Origin of the sequence: Micromonospora sp. NPDC005291, from assembly GCF_040607415.1 — a bacterium.
Taxonomy (GTDB): Bacteria; Actinomycetota; Actinomycetes; order Mycobacteriales; family Micromonosporaceae; genus Micromonospora.
In genome coordinates this window covers 276,951-299,919 of record NZ_JBEXGR010000003.1, presented here as the reverse complement: position 1 = coordinate 299,919, position 22,969 = coordinate 276,951, and the positions used below count along the sequence as shown (strand labels likewise).

21 protein-coding genes are annotated in these 22,969 nt (G+C 72.3%); 8 read left to right on the top strand and 13 right to left on the bottom strand.

The window, feature by feature from the left end:
* Positions 1 to 32 precede the first annotated feature (32 nt).
* On the top strand, positions 33 to 1,250 hold the full coding sequence (locus ABZT18_RS05855; protein ID WP_354995131.1) for an NADP-dependent isocitrate dehydrogenase: 1,218 nt from the start codon (positions 33 to 35) through the stop codon (positions 1,248 to 1,250).
* A 302-nt stretch (positions 1,251 to 1,552) separates the two neighbouring features.
* On the opposite strand, the gene galT is transcribed toward ABZT18_RS05855, so the two are convergent.
* The 4 genes from galT to ABZT18_RS05835 all read right to left on the bottom strand — a co-directional run bounded on the left by galT (position 1,553) and on the right by ABZT18_RS05835 (position 5,504).
* Complete coding sequence (gene galT, locus ABZT18_RS05850; RefSeq protein ID WP_354995132.1) at positions 1,553 to 2,629, bottom strand: galactose-1-phosphate uridylyltransferase; 1,077 nt, start codon at positions 2,627 to 2,629, stop codon at positions 1,553 to 1,555.
* Positions 2,626 to 3,450: a DeoR/GlpR family DNA-binding transcription regulator gene (locus ABZT18_RS05845; RefSeq protein WP_354995133.1), complete on the bottom strand. Its 825-nt coding sequence runs from the start codon at positions 3,448 to 3,450 to the stop codon at positions 2,626 to 2,628. Before ABZT18_RS05845 ends, galT begins: the two co-directional genes overlap by 4 nt.
* Before the next feature lie 112 nt (positions 3,451 to 3,562).
* Positions 3,563 to 5,092, bottom strand: a complete 1,530-nt coding sequence (gene cysC, locus ABZT18_RS05840; RefSeq protein WP_354995134.1) for an adenylyl-sulfate kinase — start codon at positions 5,090 to 5,092, stop codon at positions 3,563 to 3,565.
* 88 nt (positions 5,093 to 5,180) lie between these two features.
* Positions 5,181 to 5,504: a hypothetical protein gene (locus ABZT18_RS05835; protein ID WP_354995135.1), complete on the bottom strand. Its 324-nt coding sequence runs from the start codon at positions 5,502 to 5,504 to the stop codon at positions 5,181 to 5,183.
* A 115-nt stretch (positions 5,505 to 5,619) separates the two neighbouring features.
* Here ABZT18_RS05835 and ABZT18_RS05830 point away from each other — a divergent pair, with 115 nt between their 5' ends.
* From ABZT18_RS05830 to ABZT18_RS05810, 5 genes are all read left to right on the top strand, one after another.
* The gene (locus tag ABZT18_RS05830; RefSeq protein ID WP_354995136.1) at positions 5,620 to 6,534 is read left to right on the top strand and encodes an ABC transporter ATP-binding protein; all 915 of its coding nucleotides are present in this window, start codon (positions 5,620 to 5,622) and stop codon (positions 6,532 to 6,534) included.
* Positions 6,527 to 7,432 (top strand): ABC transporter permease subunit, encoded by a 906-nt coding sequence (locus ABZT18_RS05825; protein ID WP_354995137.1) that lies wholly within the window; start codon positions 6,527 to 6,529, stop codon positions 7,430 to 7,432. The genes ABZT18_RS05830 and ABZT18_RS05825 overlap by 8 nt, the downstream gene beginning before the upstream one ends.
* Positions 7,432 to 8,343 carry an ABC transporter ATP-binding protein gene (locus ABZT18_RS05820; RefSeq protein WP_355250651.1) on the top strand — a complete coding sequence of 304 codons (912 nt, stop codon included), beginning with the start codon at positions 7,432 to 7,434 and terminating at the stop codon, positions 8,341 to 8,343. Before ABZT18_RS05825 ends, ABZT18_RS05820 begins: the two co-directional genes overlap by 1 nt.
* A 2-nt stretch (positions 8,344 to 8,345) precedes the next feature.
* Positions 8,346 to 9,056: an ABC transporter permease subunit gene (locus ABZT18_RS05815; RefSeq protein WP_355250648.1), complete on the top strand. Its 711-nt coding sequence runs from the start codon at positions 8,346 to 8,348 to the stop codon at positions 9,054 to 9,056.
* A gap of 93 nt (positions 9,057 to 9,149) precedes the next feature.
* Positions 9,150 to 9,794, top strand: a complete 645-nt coding sequence (locus tag ABZT18_RS05810) for a hypothetical protein (RefSeq protein WP_354995140.1) — start codon at positions 9,150 to 9,152, stop codon at positions 9,792 to 9,794.
* Positions 9,795 to 9,872: 78 nt separating this feature from the next.
* On the opposite strand, the gene valS is transcribed toward ABZT18_RS05810, so the two are convergent.
* The 8 genes from valS to ABZT18_RS05770 form a co-directional block, all read right to left on the bottom strand.
* Positions 9,873 to 12,437 carry a valine--tRNA ligase gene (gene valS, locus ABZT18_RS05805; RefSeq protein ID WP_355250645.1) on the bottom strand — a complete coding sequence of 855 codons (2,565 nt, stop codon included), beginning with the start codon at positions 12,435 to 12,437 and terminating at the stop codon, positions 9,873 to 9,875.
* Between the two features lie 92 nt (positions 12,438 to 12,529).
* Positions 12,530 to 14,428: an ABC transporter ATP-binding protein gene (locus ABZT18_RS05800; protein ID WP_355250642.1), complete on the bottom strand. Its 1,899-nt coding sequence runs from the start codon at positions 14,426 to 14,428 to the stop codon at positions 12,530 to 12,532.
* A complete protein-coding gene (locus ABZT18_RS05795) occupies positions 14,407 to 16,263 on the bottom strand; it encodes an ABC transporter ATP-binding protein (protein ID WP_355250639.1) in 1,857 nt (618 codons plus the stop codon). The genes ABZT18_RS05800 and ABZT18_RS05795 overlap by 22 nt, the downstream gene beginning before the upstream one ends.
* A gap of 37 nt (positions 16,264 to 16,300) precedes the next feature.
* Complete coding sequence (locus ABZT18_RS05790; protein WP_354995144.1) at positions 16,301 to 16,810, bottom strand: methylated-DNA--[protein]-cysteine S-methyltransferase; 510 nt, start codon at positions 16,808 to 16,810, stop codon at positions 16,301 to 16,303.
* Positions 16,807 to 18,339, bottom strand: a complete 1,533-nt coding sequence (locus tag ABZT18_RS05785) for an AlkA N-terminal domain-containing protein (RefSeq protein WP_355250636.1) — start codon at positions 18,337 to 18,339, stop codon at positions 16,807 to 16,809. Before ABZT18_RS05785 ends, ABZT18_RS05790 begins: the two co-directional genes overlap by 4 nt.
* Before the next feature lie 94 nt (positions 18,340 to 18,433).
* Complete coding sequence (locus tag ABZT18_RS05780) at positions 18,434 to 19,867, bottom strand: FAD-binding oxidoreductase (protein ID WP_355250633.1); 1,434 nt, start codon at positions 19,865 to 19,867, stop codon at positions 18,434 to 18,436.
* Between the two features lie 229 nt (positions 19,868 to 20,096).
* Positions 20,097 to 20,597, bottom strand: coding sequence for a hypothetical protein (locus ABZT18_RS05775; RefSeq protein WP_355250630.1), 501 nt, complete (start codon positions 20,595 to 20,597; stop codon positions 20,097 to 20,099).
* A complete protein-coding gene (locus ABZT18_RS05770; RefSeq protein ID WP_355250627.1) occupies positions 20,594 to 21,103 on the bottom strand; it encodes a SigE family RNA polymerase sigma factor in 510 nt (169 codons plus the stop codon). The genes ABZT18_RS05775 and ABZT18_RS05770 overlap by 4 nt, the downstream gene beginning before the upstream one ends.
* Positions 21,104 to 21,242: 139 nt before the next feature.
* On the opposite strand from ABZT18_RS05770, the gene ABZT18_RS05765 reads away from it, so the two are divergent.
* Entirely contained in the window at positions 21,243 to 21,749 is a 507-nt protein-coding gene (locus tag ABZT18_RS05765) for a hypothetical protein (protein WP_355165627.1), read from the top strand.
* A gap of 123 nt (positions 21,750 to 21,872) precedes the next feature.
* Positions 21,873 to 22,607, top strand: coding sequence for a peptidase E (locus ABZT18_RS05760; RefSeq protein ID WP_355250624.1), 735 nt, complete (start codon positions 21,873 to 21,875; stop codon positions 22,605 to 22,607).
* 7 nt (positions 22,608 to 22,614) lie between these two features.
* Here ABZT18_RS05760 and ABZT18_RS05755 read toward each other — a convergent pair whose 3' ends face one another.
* Entirely contained in the window at positions 22,615 to 22,962 is a 348-nt protein-coding gene (locus ABZT18_RS05755) for a hypothetical protein (RefSeq protein ID WP_354995150.1), read from the bottom strand.
* Positions 22,963 to 22,969 lie beyond the last annotated feature (7 nt).

The window sequence follows — 22,969 nt, the reverse complement described above, 5'->3', positions numbered from 1 at the left end:
GAGCACGTGTCCCCCGAGAGGAGCGCCGGTCGATGGCGAAGATCAAGGTAAACAACCCGGTCGTAGAACTCGACGGCGACGAGATGACCCGGATCATCTGGAAGCAGATCCGCGAGCAGCTGATCCTGCCCTACCTCGACGTCGACCTGCACTACTACGACCTGTCGATCCAGCACCGCGACGAGACCGACGACCAGGTCACCATCGACGCCGCCAACGCCATCAAGGAGCACGGCGTCGGCGTCAAGTGCGCGACCATCACCCCGGACGAGGCCCGGGTGGAAGAGTTCGGCCTGAAGAAGATGTGGCGGTCGCCCAACGGCACCATCCGCAACATCCTCGGCGGCGTCGTCTTCCGCGAGCCGATCATCATGTCCAACGTGCCGCGGCTGGTCCCCGGCTGGACCAAGCCGATCATCATCGGCCGGCACGCCCACGGTGACCAGTACAAGGCCACCGACTTCGTCGTCCCCGGCCCCGGCACGGTGACCATCACCTACACCCCGGCCGACGGTGGCGCGCCGATGGAGATGGAGGTCGCCAACTTCCCCGGCGGCGGCATCGCCATGGGCATGTACAACTACGACGAGTCGATCCGGGACTTCGCCCGGGCGTCGTTCCGGTACGGACTGGACCGCAACTACCCGGTCTACCTGTCCACCAAGAACACCATCCTCAAGGCGTACGACGGTCGGTTCAAGGACATCTTCGCCGAGGTGTTCGAGGCCGAGTTCAAGGCCGAGTTCGAGGCCGCCGGCATCACCTACGAGCACCGGCTGATTGACGACATGGTCGCCGCCGCGCTCAAGTGGGAGGGCGGCTACGTCTGGGCCTGCAAGAACTACGACGGTGACGTGCAGTCCGACACCGTCGCGCAGGGCTTCGGCTCGCTGGGTCTGATGACCTCCGTCCTGCTCTCCCCGGACGGCCGTACCGTCGAGGCCGAGGCCGCGCACGGCACGGTCACCCGGCACTACCGGCAGTACCAGAAGGGTGAGAAGACGTCGACCAACCCGATCGCGTCGATCTACGCCTGGACCCGGGGCCTGGCCCACCGGGGCAAGCTGGACGGCACCCCGGCGGTCACCGAGTTCGCCAACACCCTGGAGCAGGTCATCGTCGACACCGTCGAGGGTGGCCAGATGACCAAGGACCTGTCGCTGCTCATCTCGCGCGACGCGCCGTGGCTGACCACCGACGAGTTCATGAACGCGCTCGACGAGAACCTGGCGCGCAAGATCGCCGCCTGATCCAGGCGTACCGCGTCATCGGAGCCCGCCGGCACCCGCCGGCGGGCTTCGGCGTGTCCGGCGGTGGCGCGCCAGTTGGCGTCACTCCGGTCGGCGCGCCTCGTTGACCAGGATGGACGAGATGCCAGTCGCGTCCAAGGAAGGTTGACCACGGTCGACCCGCGGCACCCGTGCGCCGATCAGCCAGCCTTCCCGGCTGTGCCGTGCACAGCCAGCCGTCCCTTCCCTGCGGGGGGCCCTGTCCCGGGCCCCCCGCGCCCTGTTTCCCGGACATCTCAGGCGGCGGTGCGTTTCCGCCTGGATCAGGCGGCGCGCAGCAGGTCGGCGGCGCGCTCGGGGGAGATGTCGTTGATGAAGACACCCATCCCGGACTCGGAGCCCGCCAGGTACTTCAGCTTGTCCTTGGCTCGCCGGATGCTGAACAACTGCAGGTGCAGGTGGCCCAACTCCCGGTCGATCCGCACCGGGGCCTGGTGCCAGGCCGAGATGTACGGCATCGGCATGTCGAACAGGCCGTCGAAGCGGCGCAGCAGATCCAGGTACAGCGGCCCGAAGGCGTCCCGCTCGCTGTCACTGAGCGCCGGGATGTCCGGCACCACGCGGCGCGGCGCGACGTGCACCTCGAACGGCCAGCGGGCAGCCGCCGGGACGAACGCCGTCCAGTGTTCGTTCTCGGCGACCACCCGGTCGCCGGTGGCGCGTTCGGCGGCCAGCACGTCCGCGTACAGGTTGCCCCCGCCGGTCCGCTCCGCGTGCCGGCGCGCCGCGGCCAGCAGCGCGCGGGTGTGCGGCGTCACGAAGGGGTACGCGTAGATCTGCCCGTGTGGGTGGTGCAGCGTGACGCCGATCTCGACGCCCCGGTTCTCGAAGCAGAAGACCTGCTCCACGCCGGGAAGTTCGCCGAGCACCTCGGTGCGGTCGGCGAGTGCGTCCAGGACGGTGCGAACCCGGCGCGGGGGCAGGCTGGCGAAGGAGGCGTTGTGGTCCGAGGTGAAGCACACCACCTCGCACCGCCCGAGGCCCGGCCGGACCGGTGTGAACGGGGTGATCTCCCCGGGCTCGTCGGCCACCCGGCCGCTCAGCGACGGGAACCGGTTCTCGAAGACCACCACGTCGTAGTCAGGCGCGGGGATCTCGGTCAGCCGGTCGCCCACCGACGGGTCGAGCGGGCACTCGTTCGCCGGTGGGAGGAAGGTGCGGGTCTGCCGGTGCACGGCGACCGCCACCCACTCGTCGGTCAGCGGGTCATAGCGCAGCTGGGATGCGGGGGGCGGCGGCGGCAGGTCCCGACGGTCCGGCCGGTCACGGACCGCGTCGTCGCGCTCGTCGAAGTAGATCAGCTCCCGGCCGTCGGCCAGGTCGATCGCGGTGCGCTTCACTGCGCCGCCCCCTCACTCGTCGGCGTGCGCGTCGCGCGGCCCGCCCCTGTCGCCTTCACCATGATCAATTCGCCCACCTGTTCGCCGAGTACCCGTCGTGCGGGCGGAGGCAACCGGTCGTCGCTGACCAGTACGTGTGCTGCGGCCAGCTCGATGATCGAGGAGATGCCCACCGTGCTCCACTTGGTGTGGTCGGCGAGCACCACCAGCCGGTCCGCCGCGGCCACGAGCGCCCGGTCGATCTCGGCCTCCATGAGGTTCGGGGTGGTGAAGCCCGCTCGCTCGGTGATGCCGTGTACGCCCAGGAAGAGCAGATCCAGGTGCAGTGACCGGACGGCCCCGACCGCGAGCGGGCCGACCAGCGCGTCCGACGGCGTGCGTACGCCGCCGGTCAGCACCACCGTCTGGTCCGGTCGACCACCGGCGTGCAGGATTTCGGCCACCGGCAGCGAGTTGGTCACCACGGTCAGGCCGGGCACGTCCACCAGCCTCCGGGCCAGTTCGGCCGTGGTGGTGCCGGCGGAGAGCGCGACCGCCGCGCCAGGCCGGACCAGTTGGGCCGCCCGGTCCGCGATGGCCGCCTTCTCCGGCAGTTGGCGGACCGACTTGGCGTGAAAGCCCGGCTCGTCGGTCGAGCTCGGCCCGGTTGTGGTGGCGCCGCCGTGCACCTTGGCCAGCAGGCCGCGCTCGTGCAGCGACTCCAGATCGCGCCGGATGGTCATGTCGGAGACACCGAACTCGCCTGCCAGCTCACTGACCCGGACGCCGCCGGTTGACCGGACCCGCTCCAGGATGGCCACCTGCCGCTGCTGAGCGAGCATTCGCCGTGCCTCCCGGGGGTCCACGTACTCTCACGCGGTCAAACGTGTTCCAACAAAGATGAACACTAGCGCGTGGTGGACAGGGGTGGAAGGAACGGGGTGCGGCGACGCCTCAGGCGGACGGGATCTTCAGCTCCACCCAGCCGGTCTCGGTCAGATGGTGCAACACCGCCTGCACCGCGTCCGCCACACTCAGGTCGGTGGTGTCGAGCACCAGGTCGGCGTCGGTCGGCTCCTCGTACGGGTCGTCGATGCCCGTCATTCCGGTGAGCAGGCCGGCCCGCGCTCGCGCGTACAGGCCCTTGCGGTCCCGACGCTCACACACCTCCAGCGGGGTAGCGACATGTACCAGCACGAAACCCGCCCCGGCGGCCAGGGCCATCTCACGGGCGGTCGCGCGGGCTGCCGCGTACGGGGCGATCGGGCAGCAGACACCCACCCCACGGTGCCGGGCGATCTCGGCAGCCACCCAGCCGATCCGTCGGACGTTGAGATCCCGGTCGGCCTTGCTGAAGCCCAGCCCGGCGGAGAGTTCCCGGCGCACCACGTCCCCGTCGAGCAGGGTGATCGTGCGGTCGCCGCTTTCCCGCAACGCGTCCGCCAACCCTCGGGCGACGGTCGACTTGCCGGAGCCGGAGAGGCCCGTCATGAAGACCACCAGCCCTCGGTGCCGGCGCGGCGGCCGGGCCCGGGCCAACTCCCTCGCCACGGCCGGCGGGGTGTGCCACTCCGGCAACGGGAAGCCCCGGTCGAGCAGGTCGTCGATCTCCTGCTGGGTCAGCGCGAGCCGACGGTTGCGCGGTGGGATGTCCTCCCGCCAGCGCCACTGGCCGTCCCGGTTGTCGTACGCGAGTTCGCGCGGCACCAACACCCGCAGCCCGGCACCGGAGAGCATCTCCCCCGTGGAGAGCAGGTGGGTGACCCCGTACGCGGCGGAGACCCGGGCGCGCAACAGCGCGTCGCTGATCTCCTCCCGTCGGTGCGACAGCGGCACCGCGACGAGGGTGGCGGGCGGCATCCGGTCCCGGGCGGCGAAGATCGTACGCACCAGCGCCTCCGGCGGGAGCCCACCGACGCCACCCTCACCGACCGGGATCATCACGAGCAGGTGCGCGGCCAAGGTGCGGACGGCATGGGCGATCTGGGCCAGCTGCGGGCGATGCAGCGGCCGGTCGGCGATCACCCCGAGCACCCGGCCCGGGGGCAGCAGCGCGCGGACCTCCTCCGGGCTGCGGCGCAGTCGCTGGAACGGGCCGTGGCCACCGTCGCCCAGTCGCCGGACCTGGCCGCCCACCCCGGCCACACCCTCGCGTACCTGCCAGACGTCCGCCACGTCCAGGGCAGCAGTCGGCGCGCCCTCGCCGTCGGTCAGCACCAGCGCCCGGCGGGCCGGGTCGCGCGGATCGAAGCTCTGGGCCAGCGCGGCCGGCACCTGGAGGGTCACCGCGACCTGCCACGGAACGCCGTCGGCCAGCCGACCGCGTCGGCTGACCGAGACCAGGTCGGCGCGGGTCATGAAACCGGTCAGAGGGGCGTACGCGTCGGTCAGCAGCAGCTCCAGATCCGCGAGCTCACCGGGACGCGGCGTGTACGCCGGCGCGTCCCGCAGCACCTCGTCGGGCAGCACCCAGCCGTTGCTCATCCACACCCCCCACTCGCTGACCGGCACACAGTTTCGCAGCCGACCGCCGATCGGTCGAGGCCGCCACTCCACGACCCCGGTCGGCGGATCAGCGCCGGATCCGCCGACCCACCGCCGACCGCACCCGGTTCCATACCTTCCGCTCGTCGCGGATCCGGGGCCGCGAGCCGTCGGCCCGGCAGATGAACACCAGCGGCAGCCGCGCGTCCTCGGTCCAGCCCGCGTTGGTGATCCGGGCCTTGAGCAGCCAGCTACCCCTGGTCCGGCCGCCGTTGAGGGCGCCGAAGTCAATCGTGATGGCCCGGTGCGCCAGGTGGACGGTGGACTGCTGCCTGGTGAACGGGAGGTGAATGGTGTCACCCCGGACGGGCCTTTTCAGAGGCGGGGTGGGGCCGAACGCCGGACCGGCCAAAACGTCTCGACCGCCCGAGGCGGCGGACCTTAGGGGTCCGCTGCGGCAAGGATCAGGGGAGCGCCGGGGGCGCGCCGGTGTCCGTGATGGGCATCGACTCCCTACGCTGGGCAGCGTGACACTGATCGCGACCCAGTCGCTCACCAAGACGTACGGAGGTCGGGTCACCGCGCTCGCCGACCTCACCGTCGCCGTCGAGCCCGGGATCATCGGCCTGGTGGGCGCGAACGGCGCCGGCAAATCCACGTTGATCAAGATTCTGCTCGGCCTGATCGCCCCGACCAGCGGTCAGGTCTCGGTGCTCGGCATCGACCCGACCGCCGACCCGGCGGCGGTCCGCGCCCGGGTCGGCTACATGCCCGAGCACGACTGCCTCCCGCCGGACCTGTCCGCCGCCGAGCTGGTCACCCACCTCGGCCGGATGAGCGGCCTGCCACGCACCGCCGCTCGCGAGCGCGCCTCCGAGGCACTGCGGCACGTGGGGCTCTACGAGGAGCGCTACCGCCCGGTCGGCGGCTACTCCACCGGCATGAAGCAGCGGGTCAAGCTGGCCCAGGCGCTGGTGCACGACCCCGACCTGCTGCTGCTCGACGAGCCGACCAACGGTCTGGACCCGGCCGGCCGCGACGCCATGCTGGCCCTGGTGCACCGGATTGGCACCGAGTTCGGCATCTCCGTGCTGGTCTGCTCGCACCTGCTCGGCGAGGTGGAGCGGATCTGCGACACGCTGATCGCCATCGACGGCGGCCGGTTGCTGCGCGCCGACCACATCTCCGCGATGACCACGGCCACCGACGTGCTCGCCGTGGAGGTCAGTGAGGGCACCGAGGAGCTTGCCGCCCGGCTCGCCGAGCTGAAGCTGACGGTGGCGCGGGACGGGCGACTGCTACTCGTACCTCTCGCCGACGACGGCACCTACGACCTGATACTCGGCGCGGTCGCCGAACTGGACCTGCCACTGCACCGACTGGACCAGCGCCGGCACCGGGTGGCCGAACTCTTCGCCACGAGGGAGCTCACTCATGCCTGAGCCGTCTTCCGCCGCCGTGCGGTCCACGCCCACCGGCGTCATCCACGACATCGGCTACCAACGTTACGAGGGCCCGAGGCTGGGCCGGCGGCACGTCTTCGGCGCGCTCTACGTGCACGGGCTGCGCACCACGTTCGGCTTCGGGCGCAGCGCCAAGGCCAAGATCTTCCCGTGGCTGGTGGTCGGCATCGTCACCCTGGTCGCGGTGGCCCTGACAGCGGTACGCAGCCAGATCGGCGAGCCGGTCGCCACGTACGCCCAGTTCGCCGACTCGATGAGCTGGCTGGTCATCTTCTTCGTCGCGGTGGCCGCACCCGAGCTGGTCTCCCGGGACCTGCGCAGCGGTGTGCTGCCGCTGTATTTCTCCCGGCCCCTGCCGCGCTCCGACTACGCGCTGGCCAAGCTCCTGGCGCTGGTCACGGCGCTCTGGCTGCTGCTCGGTGGGCCGCAGCTGGTGATGTTCCTGGGTGCCGCGTTCACCACCAAGGAGGGCATGCGCGGGGTGTGGAACGAGCTGCTCGACCTGCTGCCCGGGCTGCTCTACGCCGGGCTGTGGGCGGTGGTCTTCGCCTCGGTCGGCCTGCTGGTCGCCTCGCTGACCGGCAAGCGCGCCTTCGCCGCCGGTGGGGTGGTGGCGGTCTTCCTGATGACCACCCCGATCGTCGGTGTGCTGAGCATCCTGCCGTCGCGCGCCGCCAACGAGCTGGCCGGGCTTGCCTCGCCCTCCACGCTGGTGCAGGGGGTGGGCATCTGGTCGCTGGGTGACCTGCTGGTCGAGGGCGATCCGGGCGAGATGATGATCGGCAGGTTCGGCCCGGTCTACGCCCTGGCCGCGGTGCTGCTGGTCGCCGGCGCGACCGCCCTCCTGCTGGCCCGCTACCGGAAGGTCGCCTCCTGATGAGCACGCTGAGCCTGACCGGGGTGTCCCGGTGGTATGGCAACGTGGTCGCGGTCAATGACATCAGCATGACCCTCGGGCCGGGGGTGACCGGGCTGCTCGGCCCGAACGGCGCCGGCAAGACCACGCTGCTGCACATGATGGCCGGCTTCCTCTCCCCGTCACGGGGCACGGTGACCCTCGACGACGAGCCGACCTGGCGCACCCCCGGCGTCTACCGACGGCTGGGGTTGGTCAGCGAGCGGGAGGCGGTGCAGGGCTTCCTCACCGCGTACGAGTTCGTGCTGGCCAGCGCGAAGCTGCACCGGCTGGCCGACCCCGCGGCGGCGGCCCGGCGGGCCATCGACCTGGTGGAGCTGGAGTCGGCGCAGGACCGCCGGATCGGCACGTACTCCAAGGGCATGCGGCAACGGGCAAGAGTGGCCGCCGCGCTGGTGCACGACCCGCAGGTGCTGCTGCTCGACGAGCCGTTCAACGGAATGGACCCGCGGCAGCGGCTGCACATGATGCAGTTGCTGCACACCCTGGGCGACGCCGGCCGGACGATCCTGTTCAGCTCGCACATCCTGGAGGAGGTCGAGCAGGTCTCCGGGACGGTGCAGGTGATGGTGGCCGGCCGACTGGCGGCCTCCGGCGACTTCCGGACCATCCGCCGGTTGATGACCAACCGCCCGCACGTCTTCGCGGTGCGCTCCACCGACGACCGGGCGTTGGCCGTCGCGCTGATCGCCGAGCCGTCGGTGAGTGGGGTCGAGTTGGACCCGACCGGCCTGACCGTGCGGGCCGGTGACTATGGCGCGTTCACCCGGGCGCTACCCCGGATCGCACTGAACAAAGGCATCCGAGTGCGCCAGCTGGTGCCGTCCGACGAGTCCCTGGAGAGCGTCTTCTCCTACCTGGTGGAGGCATAGAGATGTCGACCATTACCTGGATCACCGCGCGCGGGCTGTTCGGCCGCCGCCGGTTCCTGCTGCTGCTCCCGCTGCCGTTGGTGCTGCTCGGGCTGGCCGTGCTCTGCCGCTCGCTGGGGGTGGACCCGGGCCAGTGGGGGCCGCCGGTGCTGGTCGGCCTCGGGTTGGCCGTGGTGCTGCCGGTGGTGGCGCTGATCATCGGCACCGGTGTGCTCGGCGCCGAGATCGACGACGGCACCGTCGTGCACATCCTCACCAAGCCGTTGCCGCGCTGGCAGATCGTGCTGCCCAAGCTGGCCGTGGCCGCCGGGGTCACCGCGGTCACCGTCGCGGTGCCCCTCTACGTCGCGGGCGTGCTGGCCGCTTCGGTACGCCTCGGCCTGGCGCTGGCCGCCGCGGCGACGCTCGGTGCGCTGGCGTATTCGGCACTGTTCCTCGCGCTCAGCCTGGTCACGCGGAGGCCGGTGCTGCTCGGCCTGGTCTACGTGCTGATCTGGGAAGGGCTGCTGGGCAACTTCGTCAGCGGCACGAAGGTGCTCTCCATCCAGCAGTACGTGATCGCTCTCGCCGACAAGCTCGCCCCCAGTGGGCTGCTGGAGACCACCGTGTCGGTGCCCGTGGCGTCGGTGATGACCGCGCTGGTCAGCGTCGGCTTCACCGTGCTGGCCATCGACCGCCTGCGCTCGTTCAGCGTGGCCGGCGAGACGAGCTGAGACCGGTGCGAGGCGGTGTTCCGGCCAGCCACCGTATGGCGGTAGGGCTGGCCGGATGTACCGGCGGGGGCGCCACCGGCCAGGCTGGTGGGCGTGAGCGTCGAAGCGGAGCGGACGTCGTTGGCTGAGCCGTACTCCCGGAGCAGCCGGCCGTGGTTGACCAGCCTGGCGGTCGCCGGGCTGGCCTGTGCCACGGTCGCCACGGCCGCTCAGGGCACCGGCCAGTTCCACTGGTGGGCCGTGTTCATCCTGATCCCGGCCGCGTTGATCGCTGCCAGCGGCGGGCCGTTGCTGGCTCGGGGCGGTGGCCGGGCCTTCGCCGGGTACATGCTCGCCTGCGTCGGCACCCTGGTGTTCGCGGTGGGGGCGCTGCTGATGTTCGGCGTGATGGGGCGGGGTTGGCCGCTGATGGTGGTGCTGCCCTGCCTGGCGGTCGCCGGCACCTACGGTTGGCGGGCGGCCCACCCGCTGGCCCGCGGCCTGCACCGGGCGGTGGCCCTGCTCGCGCTGACCGGCGCGCTGCTCGGCCTGACCCTGCAACTGATCCGGGTGACTCTGATCCACCTGGAGACCGGTTGGTGGGGCGGGTTCCTGATGCTGGCCGGGGCCATCGTGCTGGGCAACGCGGGGGAGCTGACCCGGCACCGGATGCCGTACCGCCTCCAGGCGATCACCCTGCTGGTGGGGCCCGCCGTGATCGCGTTCCTGCTCGGGCTGCGCTTCCTGCGCGGCTGGTGACGGCCCGTCCGTCGCCGCCCCGGCGGGGTGGGCGGCGGCGGACGCGGCCGCTCCGGCGGAACAGGCGGCGGACGCAGGTCAGAAGGCGCAGGCGATGACGAGCTCCGGGGTGCGGTCGGGGAGCAGATCGAGCTTGCCGATCCGGCCGGCCGCGCGCAGGTCGTCGGCGACCAGGGTGAGCTGTTCCAGTAGCGCCGCCGGGCCGAGCGCCTCGGCCAGCGGCACCTCCGCCTTCATCGACAGTTTCCGCTCCGACTTGGCCCGTCGGACCTGGCTCAACGCGTCACCGGCGAGCCGCAGCAGCGCCGGCTCACCCGTCCCCTCGATGGTCCGGGCCACCTCGTAGGTGGTGGGCCACGGCGCCCGGTGCACCGAGCCGTACCGCCACCACGACCAGACCTCCTCGGTCACGTACGGCAGCACCGGGGCGAACAGCCGCAGCTGCACCGACAGCGCTGAGGCCAGCGCGGCACGCGCCGAGTCGGCCGCCGCTCCGGTGCCGTACGCGCGTTCCTTGACCAGCTCGATGTAGTCGTCGCAGAACCGCCAGAAGAACGCCTCGGTCGCCTGCAACGCCGCCGTGTGGTCGTACGAGTCGAAGGCGGTGCTCGCGGCGGTGACCACGGTGGCCAGCTCGGCGAGCATGGCCCGATCCAGTGGTGCGGTCGCCGGCAAGCGCAGCGCGTCCGCCGCGCCCAGCCCGAGCGCGAACTTGGACGCGTTGAGCAGTTTGGTCGCCAGCCGCCGGCCGACCTTGATCTGCGCCGGATCGAAGGCCAGGTCCATGCCGGGCTTGCCGCTGGCCGCCCAATAGCGCACCGCGTCCGAGCCGTGCTGCTCCAACAGCGCCAACGGGGTGACCACGTTGCCCTTGGACTTGGCCATCTTCTTGCGGTCCGGGTCGAGGATCCAGCCCGAGAGCACGGTGTCCCGCCAGGGCAGCACCCCGTGCTCGAAGTGCGAACGGACCACGCTGTCGAAGAGCCAGGTCCGGATGATCTCCTGCCCCTGTGGACGGAGATCCATCGGGAAGATCCGGGCGAACAGGTCCTGGTCGGTCTCCCAGCCGCCGACGATCTGCGGCGTCAACGACGAGGTGGCCCAGGTGTCCAGCACGTCCGGGTCACCGATGAAGCCGCCCGGTTGGCCGCGCTGCGACTCGTCGTAGCCGGGCGCCGGGTCGCTGGATGGATCGACCGGCAGCGCGGACTCGTCCGGCGTGAGAGGGTGGGACCAGTCCGGCTCGCCAGTGTTGTCGAGCCGGTACCACACCGGCACCGGCACCCCGAAGAAGCGCTGCCGACTGACCAGCCAGTCACCGGTCAGGCCGCCGACCCAGTTGTCGTAGCGGTGCTTCATGTGCGCTGGCACCCAGTGCAACTGCTCGCCCCGGGCCAGCAGCGTCGCCCGCAGCTCGGCATCCCGGCCGCCGTTGCGCAGGTACCACTGTCGGGTCGAGACGATCTCCAGCGGTCGGTCGCCGCGTTCGTAGAACTTGACCTGGTGGGTGATCGGGCGCGGCTCGCCGATCAGGTCACCCACGTCGGCCAGCATCCCGACGATCGTCCGGCGGGCGCCGTTGACGGTCTGCCCGGCCAGCGCCGCGTACGGCTGCGCCGGCACCCCGGCCGGCGGCTCGGGAAGCAGCCGGCCGTCGCGGCCGATGACCACCCGGGTGTCGAGTTCGAGATCCCGCCACCAGGTCACGTCGGTCAGGTCGCCGAACGTGCAGACCATCGCGAGGCCGGTGCCCTTGGTCGGGTCGGCGAGCGGGTGGGCGTACACCGGCACCTCGACGTCGAACAGTGGGCTGCGCACCGTGCCGCCCACCAGCTCGGCGTACCGATCGTCATCCGGGTGGCAGACCAGTGCCACGCAGGCCGGCAGCAGTTCGGGCCGGGTGGTGTCGATGAGCACCTCGCGCCCGCTCGGCTCCCTGAACCGCAGCCGGTGGTAGGCACCGGGGCGCTCCCGGTCCTCCAGCTCGGCCTGGGCGACCGCCGTGGCGAAGCCGACGTCCCACAGGGTCGGCGCCTCCGACTGGTACGCCTCACCCCGGAGCAGGTTGCGCACGAACGCCCGCTGGCTGGTGGCCCGCGCGATCCGGCCGATCGTCGTGTATGTCAACGACCAGTCGACCGAGAGCCCGAGCCGCCGCCACAGCGCCTCGAAGACCTGCTCGTCGGCGACCGTGAGCCGTTCGCACAGCTCGATGAAGTTGCGCCGGGAGATCGGGGTGGGGTCGCGGCGGGCAGCGTCGTCGACCGGGGCCGCCGGTGGCCGCCACACCGGGTCGTACGCCAGCGCCGGGTCGCAGCGCACCCCGTACACGTTCTGCACGCGACGCTCGGTGGGCAGGCCGTTGTCGTCCCAGCCCATCGGGTAGAAGACGGCCCTGCCGCGCATCCGCTGGTACCGGGCGACGGTGTCGGTGTGCGTGTACGAGAACACGTGCCCCATGTGCAACTCGCCCGATACGGTCGGCGGCGGGGTGTCGATGGAGTACACGTCGACCCGCTCTTTGCTGCGGTCGAACGCGTACGTGCCCTCCTCCTGCCAGCGGCGTGCCCAGCTCTCCTCGAGCCCGTCCAGGGTCGGACGCTCGGGAACGCCGGCGCGGGCCGTCCTCGCCGTATCGGTCATCCTGCGATCGTAGGCACCTCGCGGGTGCGGAGCCACGTAGTTGCTGCCGAACACACCGGCCAGCGGAAACGGCCACCGACCGGGGCGCCCCGCTAGATCAGCGAATCGCGCCACTGCCGGTGCAGGGTCGCGTACCGGCCGTCGGCCTCGGCCAGCACGGCGGGTGGGCCGTCCTCGACGACCTGCCCGCCGTCGAGGACGAGCACCCGGTCGGCGGTCTCCACGGTGGAGAGTCGGTGCGCGATCACGACGGCGGTGCGGTCGCGCAGGATGGTGCCGAGTGCCCGTTGCACCAGCCGTTCGGTCGGCACGTCCAGCGACGACGTCGCCTCGTCCAGGATCAGCACGGTCGGGTCGGCCAGGAACGCCCGGGCGAACGCGACCAGCTGCCGCTGCCCGGCGGAGAGCCGGCCGCCGCGTCGGTGCACCTGGGTGGCGTACCCCTCGGGTAGGGCGGCGATGAAACTGTGCGCGCCGATCGCCCGCGCGGCGGCCTGGACGGCGGCGTCGTCGGCGGCCGGGCGGCCGAACCGGATGTTCTCCGCCACGGTCCCACTGAACAGGTGGTTCTCCTGCGTCACCAACACCACGGCGCGGCGCAGGTCGGCGTCGCTCACGTCGCGCAGGTCGACCCCGTCCAGCCGGACCGTGCCGGTGTCCGGGTCGTGGAACCGGGCGACCAGCTTGGCGATGGTCGACTTGCCCGCACCGGTCGGCCCGATCAGCGCCACGGTCTGCCCGGCCGGCACGGTCAGCTCCAGCCCGGCGAGGATCGGGGTGTCCGCGCGGTATCCGAAGGAGACCGCCTGGAAGGTCAACTCGCCGCGACCGGGGCCGGTCGGCAGCGGTGTGGGCCGGGTCGGCTCGACGACAGCGGGCCGTTCGTCGAGCACCCCGGCCAGCTTCTCCAGGGCGGCGGTGGCCGACTGCAGGGAGTTGTAGAACTGGCTCAGCTCCTGCATGGGCTCGAAGAAGCGGCGCAGGTAGAGCAGGAACGCGGCGAGCACACCGACCTCGGTCCGTCCGTCGAGCACCCGCCAGCCGCCGTAGCAGAGCACCACCGCCACCGTGACGTTGCCGATCAGCTTGATCGCGGGCGAGTACGTGGCGATCAGCCGGAACGCGTGCAGGCTGCTGCGTCGGTAGTCGTCGCCGAGCGCCACGAAGATTCGTTGGTTGCGCGGCTCCCGGCGGAACGCCTGCACCGCCCGGATGCCCCGCATCGACTCGACGAAGTGCACGATGACCAGCGCGACCGCGTCCCGGGTTCGCCGGTACGCGCTGGCCGACGACCGGGCGAACCAGCGGGAGAGCCCGAACAGGAACGGGAAGGCGAACAGCGTCACGGCAGCCAGCGGCAGATCCAGCCAGAGCAGGATGGCGGCCACCGACACGATCGACAGCCCGGCCAGCACCAGGCTGTCGATCCCGCCGTCGGCCAGTTCGGCGATCGAGTCCAGGTCACTGGTGAGCCGGGACACCATCCGGCCGGAGGTGTACCGCTCGTGGAAACCCACCGACAGTCGCAGGAAGTGCCCGAACACCCGCTGCCGCAGGTCCAGCAGGACGGCCTGGCCGATCCGGGCGGAGAGTGTGAGGAACCCGCGGCGGGCCGCGTACTCGGTCACCGAGGCGGCCGCGAACGCCCCGGCGACGGCGACCAGCGGGCCAGGGTCGCCGGCGCGCAGCGGCGGGACGGCCCGGTCGATGCCGACCATGACCAGGTAGGGGCCGGTCATCGCGGCGGCGTTCTGGGCCAGCAGTAGACCGACTGCGGCGGTGAGTCGTCTCCGGTGCGGGTGGAGCAGGTTGGCCAGCAGCGCCCGGCTGAGCTGCCGCAGCCGGGCCACCGCCTCGGGTGCGGTGTCCTCGGCTCGGCTCCGGTCGGCCTCCGGGTCGGTGGCGGTTCCGCGCCAGCGGGTGAGCTCCGGCTCCTCCTCGGGCGGTGGGTCGGCCTGCTTCGGCACCGTCACGAGTGCACCAGCCCCCATCCGTCCGAAGGGGACGGCCTCGGCCCGGCGGCTCCGGCTGGCGGGGGATGCCCGGCGGGTGGCTCAGCGGCGAGCAGCGCCCGGTACGCCGGCACGGTGGCCAGCAGCTCGGAGTGCCGGCCAATCGCGGTGATCCGCCCGTCTTCGAGCAGGGCGACCCGGTCGGCCAGCGCTATCGTCGACGGCCGGTGCACCACCAACAGCGCGGTGCTGTTGCGCAGGACCCGCCGCAGAGCCGCCTCGACCAGCGCCTCGGTGTGCACGTCGAGAGCCGAGAGCGGGTCGTCCAGCACCAGCACCGCCGGTCGGCCGAGCACGGCCCGCGCCAACGCGAGCCGTTGCCGTTGCCCGCCGGAGAGGGACAACCCCTGCTCACCCACCCGTGTGGCCAACCCCCACGGCAGGTCGTACGCGAAATCGGCCTGGGCCAGCGCGAGGGCCGCGCGGACGTCGTCGTCGCCGGCGTCCGGGCGACCCAGGGTGAGGTTCTCCCGCACCGACATGGAGAAGAGCGTGGGCTCCTCGAACGCCACCCCGACCAGTCGGCGCAGTGAGGCCAGTCGCAGCTCGCGCAGGTCGTGCCCGTCCACGGTGATCCGGCCGGCGGTCACCTCGTGCAGCCGGGGCACCAGAGAGAGCAGCGTGCTCTTGCCTGAGCCGGTGGCACCGACCAGGGCCAGTGTCTCGCCCGGCTCGATGGTCAGGTCGATCTCGCGCAGCACCGGTGTGGTGGCGCCCGGGTAGCTGAACGCGACCCGCTCGAAGCGGAGCCGGCCGTGGACCGCGTCGCGGGGCAGTGCGAGTGCGCCCGGCACGTCCACGATCTGGGGTGGGGTGTCCAGCACCTCCTGAATCCGGTCGGCGGCGGTGGCGGCCTCCTGACCGTTGGCGATGATCCAGCCCAGCGACTGCACCGGCCAGATGAGCATCAGTTGGAGGCTGACGAACGCGACCAGTTCGCCGATGGTGAGCGTGCCCTCCGCGGCGGAGGCCGCCCCGGCCACCAGCACCACGCCCAGGGTCACGTTGGGCACCAGGTCGAGCAGCGCCGAGGTGTTGGCCAGCAACCGCCCTTTGCCGACGCCCGTGTCGTGCAGCCTCCGGGCTCCACCGGCGAAGCGGGCGGCCAGTTCGGGCCCCCGGCCGTACGCCTTCATGGTGCGCAGGCCCTGCGCGGTCTCCTCGACCAGGGTCGCCACGTCGCCCTGCTGGTCCTGCATCCGCCGGGACGCGGCATGGTAGTGCCGCCCGAACCGGCGGCTGATCAGCAGCAGCGGCACCGCGCTGGCCGCGACCAGCACCCCGAGTGCCGGGTGCAGGTCGATCAGCAGCGCGATCACGACCACGTAGGTGGTCAGGTTGAGCACCAGGAAGAACACGCCGAAGGAGAGGAACCGGCGGATCACCGACAGGTCGCTGGTGATCCGGGAGAGCAACTGGCCGGACTGCCAGCGGTCGTGGAAGCTCGTCGGCAACCGTTGCAGGTGGGCGTAGACGTCGGCGCGCAGCGCCGCCTCCATGCCCACCGCCGAGGAGGACTGCACCCATCGGCGGATGAAGATGAGGACCGCCTCGACCACCCCGAGCAGCAACGCCAGGCCGCCGAGCTGGAGCAGCCCGCGAGGTTCGTGTCGGGCCACCGGCCCGTCCACCACCCGTTGCACGACCAGCGGCACGGCGATCCCGGCCGCCGTGCCGGCGAGCCCCGCGACGAGCAGCCAGGCGAACTCGGCGGCGTACGGACGCAGGTAGGGGCGCAGCCGCCAGAGGTTGTGCACGGGGTGGGGGCCCACAGCGGCCCGGGCAGCCGGGTCGCCGTCGCTCTCCACAGGCACTACCCGACGGTAGCGTCAATAGGTGTCGATGCCCCTGTCAGGTTGTTGTCACGCGTTGCTCATGACCGAGAAGCCACCTCTTCACGTCCAGCCCCCAGCGGTAGCCACCGAGGGTGCCATCGGTGCGAAGGACCCGGTGGCAGGGCACGAACAGTGCCGCCGCGTTGCGGGCGCAGGCAGCCGCGGCTGCGCGCACCGCCGGTGGCCGGCCGGCCAGCGCCGCGTACCCGGTGTAGGTGACCGGTGTGCCCGGCGGCACCTCGCGCAGCACCTGCCAGGCGTGCGCCATGAATTCTCCGCCGGTGAGCTGACGGACCGGCACCGCGTCGATGGCGGTGAGGTCACCGTCCAGGTAGGACCGGACCGCCGCGCTGACCGGGCCGAGGTCGGCCCGCTGCCGCAGCGTCGCCCGTAGGGTCGGGTGGACCAGGGGCAGCAGCGCCGTCGGGTCCGGGGTGAAGCCGGCCGCCCGTACGTCGCCGTCCGGGCCCGCGAGGATGCTCAACGGGCCGGTCGGTGTGCTCAGGACGGTGCTGTCGATGTTCATGCCGCTCTCCAGAGTCTGATCGTTGCGTAGGACCGCCAGGGACGCCAGCGGTCGGCGTACCCGTCGAGGGTTGTCGGGGTGGCGGGCAGGCCGAGCGCGGCGGCGCCGCGCCGGACCGCGAGGTCGGTGCTGAGCAGGACGTCCGGGTCGCCGAAGGCGCGCATGGCCAGGTAGTTGGCGGTCCACGGGCCGATGCCGGGCAGCGCCAGCAGCCGCCGCACGGTCTCCGCCCGATCGACACCAGCCGCGAAGTCCACGGACCCGTCAACGACCGCCCGAGCCAGCCCCCGCAAGGTCTCCCGCCGCCCCACCGGCATCCCAAACCCAGAGTCCGGCACCCCCAACACCTCCTCAGCGCTCAAAAACCCCCGCAACCACCCCAACTCCCCAGCCCCCCCACCCTCCCCGGCCTCCCCAGGCCCCCCTTCGCTCCGGTGATCATGAAGTTGTTGTCGCGACACGCCGGTGCCGTTGGCAATAACTTCATGATCAACGCGGGCGGAGGCCAGGAGGCGGGTGAGGGTTGTTCGAGCGGAGGTGACCGAGATCTGCTGGCCGATGATGGCGCGAACGGCCAGCTCGAAGCCGTCCACCGCGCGGGGGATCCGGATGCCGGGTTCGGCGGCGACCGCCGGGGCGAGCGCCGGGTCGGCGGCGAGCGTGGCGTCGACGGCCGCCGGGTCCGCGTCCAGGTCGAGCAGCCGGCGGCAGCGTGCCACCGCCGGCGCCAGGTCACGCAGGTCGGCCAGCCGCAGCGTCGCCGCCACGTACCCGTCCGCCGGGGTCAGCGCCACCTGGCCGATGCCGTGTGGCAACAGCAAACCCCGGTGGTACGTCCCGTCGCGGACCTCCTCCACGCCGGGCAACGCCCGCGCCGCGAGGAAGTCCAGCAGCGCCTGGGCGTGCAGCGGCGGGCGGTACGCGAGCCGGAGCGCGATGGTCCCCGCCCCGGCCGGTGCCTGCTGGCGGCCACGGGCCGTCCGCAGGTCGGAGGGGGCGCTCGCGTACACCTCGCGGAGCGTGTCGTTGAACTGCCGCACGCTGCCGAACCCGGCGGCGAACGCGATCTCGGCCATCCCGAGGTCGGTTGTCTCGATCAGGATCCGGGCGGTCTGTGCCCGCTGGGCCCGGGCCAGCGCGAGCGGCCCGGCGCCCATCTCGGCGCTCAGCATCCGGTGCAGGTGCCGCTCCGTGTAGCCCAGGCGGGAGGCCAACCCCGGTACGCCGTCCCGGTCGACGACCCCGTCGGCGATCAGCCGGATCGCCCGGCCGACCACGTCGGCGCGGACGTCCCACTGGGGTGAGCCGGGCGTGGCGTCCGGCCGGCAGCGGCGGCAGGCGCGCAACCCGGCACCCTGTGCGGCGGCCGCCGACGGGAAGAACCGGACGTTCTGCCTCTTGGGGGTGGTCGCCGGGCAGGACGGCCGGCAGTAGATCCCGGTGGACGTCACGCCGGTGTAGAACCAGCCGTCGAACCGCTGGTCACGGCTGTCCACGGCCCGGTAACACCGCTCGAAGTCCATCTCCATGTCACCGATGATGCCCCGCGCAGCGGGCCTCCGGCTGGCGGGAATCGGACCTGGGCGTGCCGCCGGGTCAGCCGCTGGCCCGACGGCCCGACGATCAGCGGCGGCGTCGGTGGGGCTGCCCCGACCGCGTGGGCTGGCCGGACCGGGAAGGCTGCCCGGATCGGGCGGGCTGACCGGACCGCGTGGGCTGACCGGATCGGGAAGGCTGCCCGGGTCGGGCGGTCAGCAGGGCCGACCGGAACACGCCGTCCGGGTCGTACCGTCGCCACAGCCGCCGCACCCGGGCCCCGGTCTCGCCCGGGTAGATCCGGTCGAACGCCGCCGGGTCCGGCCGGCTCTCGAAGTTGACGTACATACCGTCGGCACGGGCGCCGGCGGCCCGCCAGGCGGCGTCCAGCGCCGGGCCACCCTGCGGTGGGAACACCGAGGCGATGACCATCGTGTCCTGATGCCGGTGCGGGTAGGCGGTCGCGTCGGGGGCGACATCGTTGACCGCTCCGCCCAGCGAACGGAGCTGGATCACCGCCCGCCCCGGCCCGGTCGCCGCCCGCGTCACCGCCCGCGCACCGGCCTCGTCCAACCCGCTGAACAGGCCGTTGGTGGTCGTGCCCCGCTGCTGCCCAACGTTCGGGTGCAGGTGCGCGGTCGGCACCAGGGTCGGGTACGGCATCAGGTCGGTCCGATGTTCGAGGACCTTCCCGATGGCCAGCAGCGGCTCCACCACGGGCCGAACCCGGCGCAGGCTCTCGGCGGCGACCACGGCGGTGATCGACATGAGTGCCGACCGGCCTTCCGCGTACAGCATGGCGGCCGCGGACAGCTCCCGCGGGGCCTGCGCCAGGTACGCCGCCCACTCCCGAACGGTTCGGCCATCCGGGTGCGCCTCGACGACCAGTTGTGCCACCCCGACGTTGCGCTGCTCGGTGGCCTCGATCTCGAACGCCACCACGATCCCCGCACCCGCGCCGGCACCCCGGACCAGCCAGAACAGCTCCGGCTCGTGCTCCGCGTCGGCGCGTACCTCCGTCCCGTCCGCGAGCACCACCTCCACCGCGCGAACGCGGTCGATGGTGAGGCCGTAGGAGCGGACCAGCCAGCCGACCCCGCCACCGGTGGCCAGGCCGCCGACGCCGACACCGCCGTGGTCACCCGAGCTGATCACCAGGCCGTACGGGGCCAGCGCCTTCGCGACATTCGCCCAGCGGGCACCCGCCTCGACCCGGACCAGCCCGGACCGCTCGTCGAGCACCTGCACCCGGTTGAGCATCGACAGGTCGATGACCAGCCCGCCGTTGTTGGACGAGACGCCGGAGAAGCCGTGCCCGCCGCTGCGGACGGCGATGGGCAGCCGCTGTTCCCGCGCGTAACGGATCGCCGCGACCACCTGGGCGGTGGTCTTCGGCAGCAGGACGGCGGCCGGTGACGCGGTCGTGGTGTACGTCGAGCGGAGTTGCGCGTACCGGCGATCTCCGGGTGTGACGATCTGCCCGGTGAGTGACCCAGGCACCCGGGCCAGGGCGGCGCTCACCCCTGCCCCCGCAGCTCGCGCGTCGTCGGGTGTCCGTGCTCGGTCATGGCTCAAGAGTGGGTCGGCCGCGCCGGCCTTGGCAAACCACGCCCTGTTCGCCGTGCTGGGCAGCGCATGCCGGTGCGGGAAATGCCGGGTGATGGTGACCGGGATCTCCGACGGCTCCTCGCTCGACAGCTCAGGGGGCGGTCGGACCGGGCGGGAGACCGCCCGGCCCGACCGGATCTGATCAGCTCGCCGGGGCGGGCCCCCCACCCGGCTCGGCGGGGACCCGGGTGACCGACGCCCGCATCGGGCTCGGCTCGCCGGGCGGGACGGGTGGGCTCAGCGATGCCGACGGTCGCATTGGGCTCGGCTTGCCCGGCACGCCGGGTTCGCCCGGCCTGCCAGGCATGCCGGGAGGTCCCGACGGGCTCGGCGTGCCTGGCAGCACCGGGCCGGGCTGGCTGGGCACGCCGGGCGGCCCGGACGGGTTGGGGACTGGCGCGCCCGCCGGGCCCGCCGGGCTGGGCGCGGCCGGTGGAGGTCCGTCCGAGCCGGTCGCGGCCAGGGCGATCGGAGTGGCGATCAGGATCGCCGCCAGGGTGCCCACCGCCCCCATCGTCACCGTGGTGCGGCGCCGGTTGCGCACCCGCCGTTCCGCTCGATTCAACTGGTCATGCACGATCGGTGCCTCCTCGGCCAGGTCGATGAGGGTGGTGCGGATGAGGTGCTCGACGGGGTCGCTCATCGCCGTACCTCCAGCAGTTCGATCTCCGGCAGGAGCGCCCGCAGTCGGCTGACCGCCCGGTGGGTGCGGCTGCGCACCGTGCCCACCGAGCAGCCCAGCAACTCGGCCACCTGGGCTTCGGGCAGGTCCTCGTAGTAGCGCAGGACCACCACCGTCCGCTGCGCCGGTGGCAGGTGGCCCAGCGCGGCACGCATCGCCAACCGCACGTCTGAGCCGCCGCTAGGGTCGGCGCCGACCGGTTCGTCGGCGGGGTTGAGCGGCGTCTCCCGCCACCGACGCAGTCGCCGCCACCAGCTGATCTGCTCGCGGTACATCACCACGCGCAGATACCCCTCCGGGTCGGCGTGCCGGATGCTTCCCCACCTGGGGATGGTCCGCGCCAACGCCGACTGGAACAGGTCCTCGGCGGCGCTGCGGTTCCCGGTCAGCAGGTACGCGACCCGCATCAGCGCCGGAGTCCGGCTGGCGACGAACTCGGCCAACCGGGCTCGCTCGTCCTCGTCCACCCACCACCCCATTTCGTTGTCACCCAGACAGACGCCCCAGGTCATCCTGGCTATCCACGGTGGAGGGCGGATTTTCCGCCCGAAAGTGTCGGTCGTGGCGGGTAACGTCCGGCCACCAACTCAAGAAGGGGTGCGGCGAATGGCGAGCGTGGCGGGTCGGGCGGCGGCATCGACACAGGGCGCGTTCCCGCCGTTGCCTCGCGCGGTGGCGCAGTCCTTCTACCGCCGGATGCGGGCCGTGGCGCCGGCCGCGGTCGGCGCCATCGAACGGGACCGGGCGGGCGATCCCGAGCAGATCTTCTCCGACACCGCCTGCGGCCGGTTGGCCGGCTCACTCGACGACGCGGGCCTGCGGGCGCTCGGCATGTGGACGCACCACTGGTGCATGCGCTTCTACGACGACGACACCCGGGCCGGCCGACGGTTGGTCCGGGAGATCGCGGCCCGGCCAGCGCTGGGCTGGACGGCCGACGAGGTGCGCTGGATGCTGCGCGAGTCGGTCGCAGCCGGCCCGGCCGCCGCCGAACGGTTCACCCTGCCCCGGGCCGCCGCCGCGCAACTGCCCCCGGCCGACCGGCCGCTCGACGAGCTGCCCCCGGGCCATTGGCCCGAGGTTCAGGTGCCCCGCCAGCGGCGGCCTGACTGACTGAGGTTGCGGTGACACATCGCGGCTCCCTGGCTGGGTCGGTCGTGTTGCGGGCGGACGACCGGCCGCCAGGTGGCTGCGGCAGGATGGACACCGCACCGCCCCAACGGAAGGACGCCCACAGTGCCCGCCAGCGAACCGACCATCGTCGCCACCAGCATGGGCTTCTTCCGGGGCGACCGGGGGCCTTACGACATGCGCCCCAGCCCGGTCTTCGAGCTGGCGGCCGAGCTGGCCGAGGCCGGTCCGCAGCCGCGGGTCTGCTACCTCGGGCAGGCCGTCGGCGACCAGCCCACCTCGCTGACCGCCGTCTACGGCGCGTTCGCCGACACCCGGTTCCGGCTGTCGCACCTCGCCCTGTTTCCCATGCCGAACGTCGAGGACGTCCGCGCCCACCTGCTCGCCCAGGACGTGATCTGGGTCGGCGGCGGCAGCGTGGCCAACCTGGTCGCGGTCTGGCGGGTGCACGGGCTCGACGAGATCCTGCACGAATGCTGGCAGGCCGGCGTAGTGCTGGCCGGCGTCTCCGCCGGCTCGATCTGCTGGCACGTCGGCGGTGCCACCGACAGCTTCGGCACGCGGCTGCGCGGCTTCACCGAGGGCCTGGCCTGGCTGCCGTACGGCAACGGGGTGCACTACGACAGCGAGGGTCAGCGGCGCCCGCTCATGCACGAGCTGGTCGGCAACAGGACGCTGCCGACCAGCCACTGCACCGACGACGGGGTCGGCCTGGTCTACCGAGGCACCCGGCTCGTCGAGGCAATCGCGGACCGCGAGGGCGTTTCGGCGTACGAGGTCAGCCGCGGCGCGGACGGCAGCGTCCGGGAGGCGGTCATCGCTCCGCGCCTGCTCGGCTGAGAGCGGGTCAGACCCGGTCCTCGAACGCGGCGCACACGGTCGCCCGAGCCTGCGGGCCCTCGATCGCCCGCAGCAGCTCTCGGGCCAGGCCGATCTGGTGCCCCTCGTCGACGGTGTTGTCCATCGGGGTCAGCTCCACCCGCCACCGGAAGTAGAGGTAGTCGTCCTCGTCCGTGGCAGCGAGCTGCGGGTCGGCGTCCTCGTTGGGGTTGATCTCCAACAGGTTGCCGCGTACGTCCACCGAGTCGCGCCGGTAGGGCACCGCGTCGGGCAGCCGGGTGCGGATCCGGTCCAGCAACTCCGCCGCCGTCAGCGGGCCGTCGACCATGATGAGGAACTGCAACGTCGTCTGCACGTCTGCC

What these genes read in the sequence shown, in the direction of transcription:
- ABZT18_RS05855 (WP_354995131.1), top strand. Translation starts at nt 33, where the DNA reads ATGGCGAAGATCAAGGTAAACAACCCGGTCGTAGAACTCGACGGCGAC.
- ABZT18_RS05845 (WP_354995133.1), bottom strand. Translation starts at nt 3,450, where the DNA reads ATGCTCGCTCAGCAGCGGCAGGTGGCCATCCTGGAGCGGGTCCGGTCA.
- cysC (WP_354995134.1), bottom strand. Translation starts at nt 5,092, where the DNA reads ATGAGCAACGGCTGGGTGCTGCCCGACGAGGTGCTGCGGGACGCGCCG.
- ABZT18_RS05825 (WP_354995137.1), top strand. Translation starts at nt 6,527, where the DNA reads ATGCCTGAGCCGTCTTCCGCCGCCGTGCGGTCCACGCCCACCGGCGTC.
- ABZT18_RS05820 (WP_355250651.1), top strand. Translation starts at nt 7,432, where the DNA reads ATGAGCACGCTGAGCCTGACCGGGGTGTCCCGGTGGTATGGCAACGTG.
- ABZT18_RS05815 (WP_355250648.1), top strand. Translation starts at nt 8,346, where the DNA reads ATGTCGACCATTACCTGGATCACCGCGCGCGGGCTGTTCGGCCGCCGC.
- valS (WP_355250645.1), bottom strand. Translation starts at nt 12,437, where the DNA reads ATGACCGATACGGCGAGGACGGCCCGCGCCGGCGTTCCCGAGCGTCCG.
- ABZT18_RS05800 (WP_355250642.1), bottom strand. Translation starts at nt 14,428, where the DNA reads ATGGGGGCTGGTGCACTCGTGACGGTGCCGAAGCAGGCCGACCCACCG.
- ABZT18_RS05790 (WP_354995144.1), bottom strand. Translation starts at nt 16,810, where the DNA reads ATGAACATCGACAGCACCGTCCTGAGCACACCGACCGGCCCGTTGAGC.
- ABZT18_RS05785 (WP_355250636.1), bottom strand. Translation starts at nt 18,339, where the DNA reads ATGGAGATGGACTTCGAGCGGTGTTACCGGGCCGTGGACAGCCGTGAC.
- ABZT18_RS05775 (WP_355250630.1), bottom strand. Translation starts at nt 20,597, where the DNA reads ATGAGCGACCCCGTCGAGCACCTCATCCGCACCACCCTCATCGACCTG.
- ABZT18_RS05765 (WP_355165627.1), top strand. Translation starts at nt 21,243, where the DNA reads ATGGCGAGCGTGGCGGGTCGGGCGGCGGCATCGACACAGGGCGCGTTC.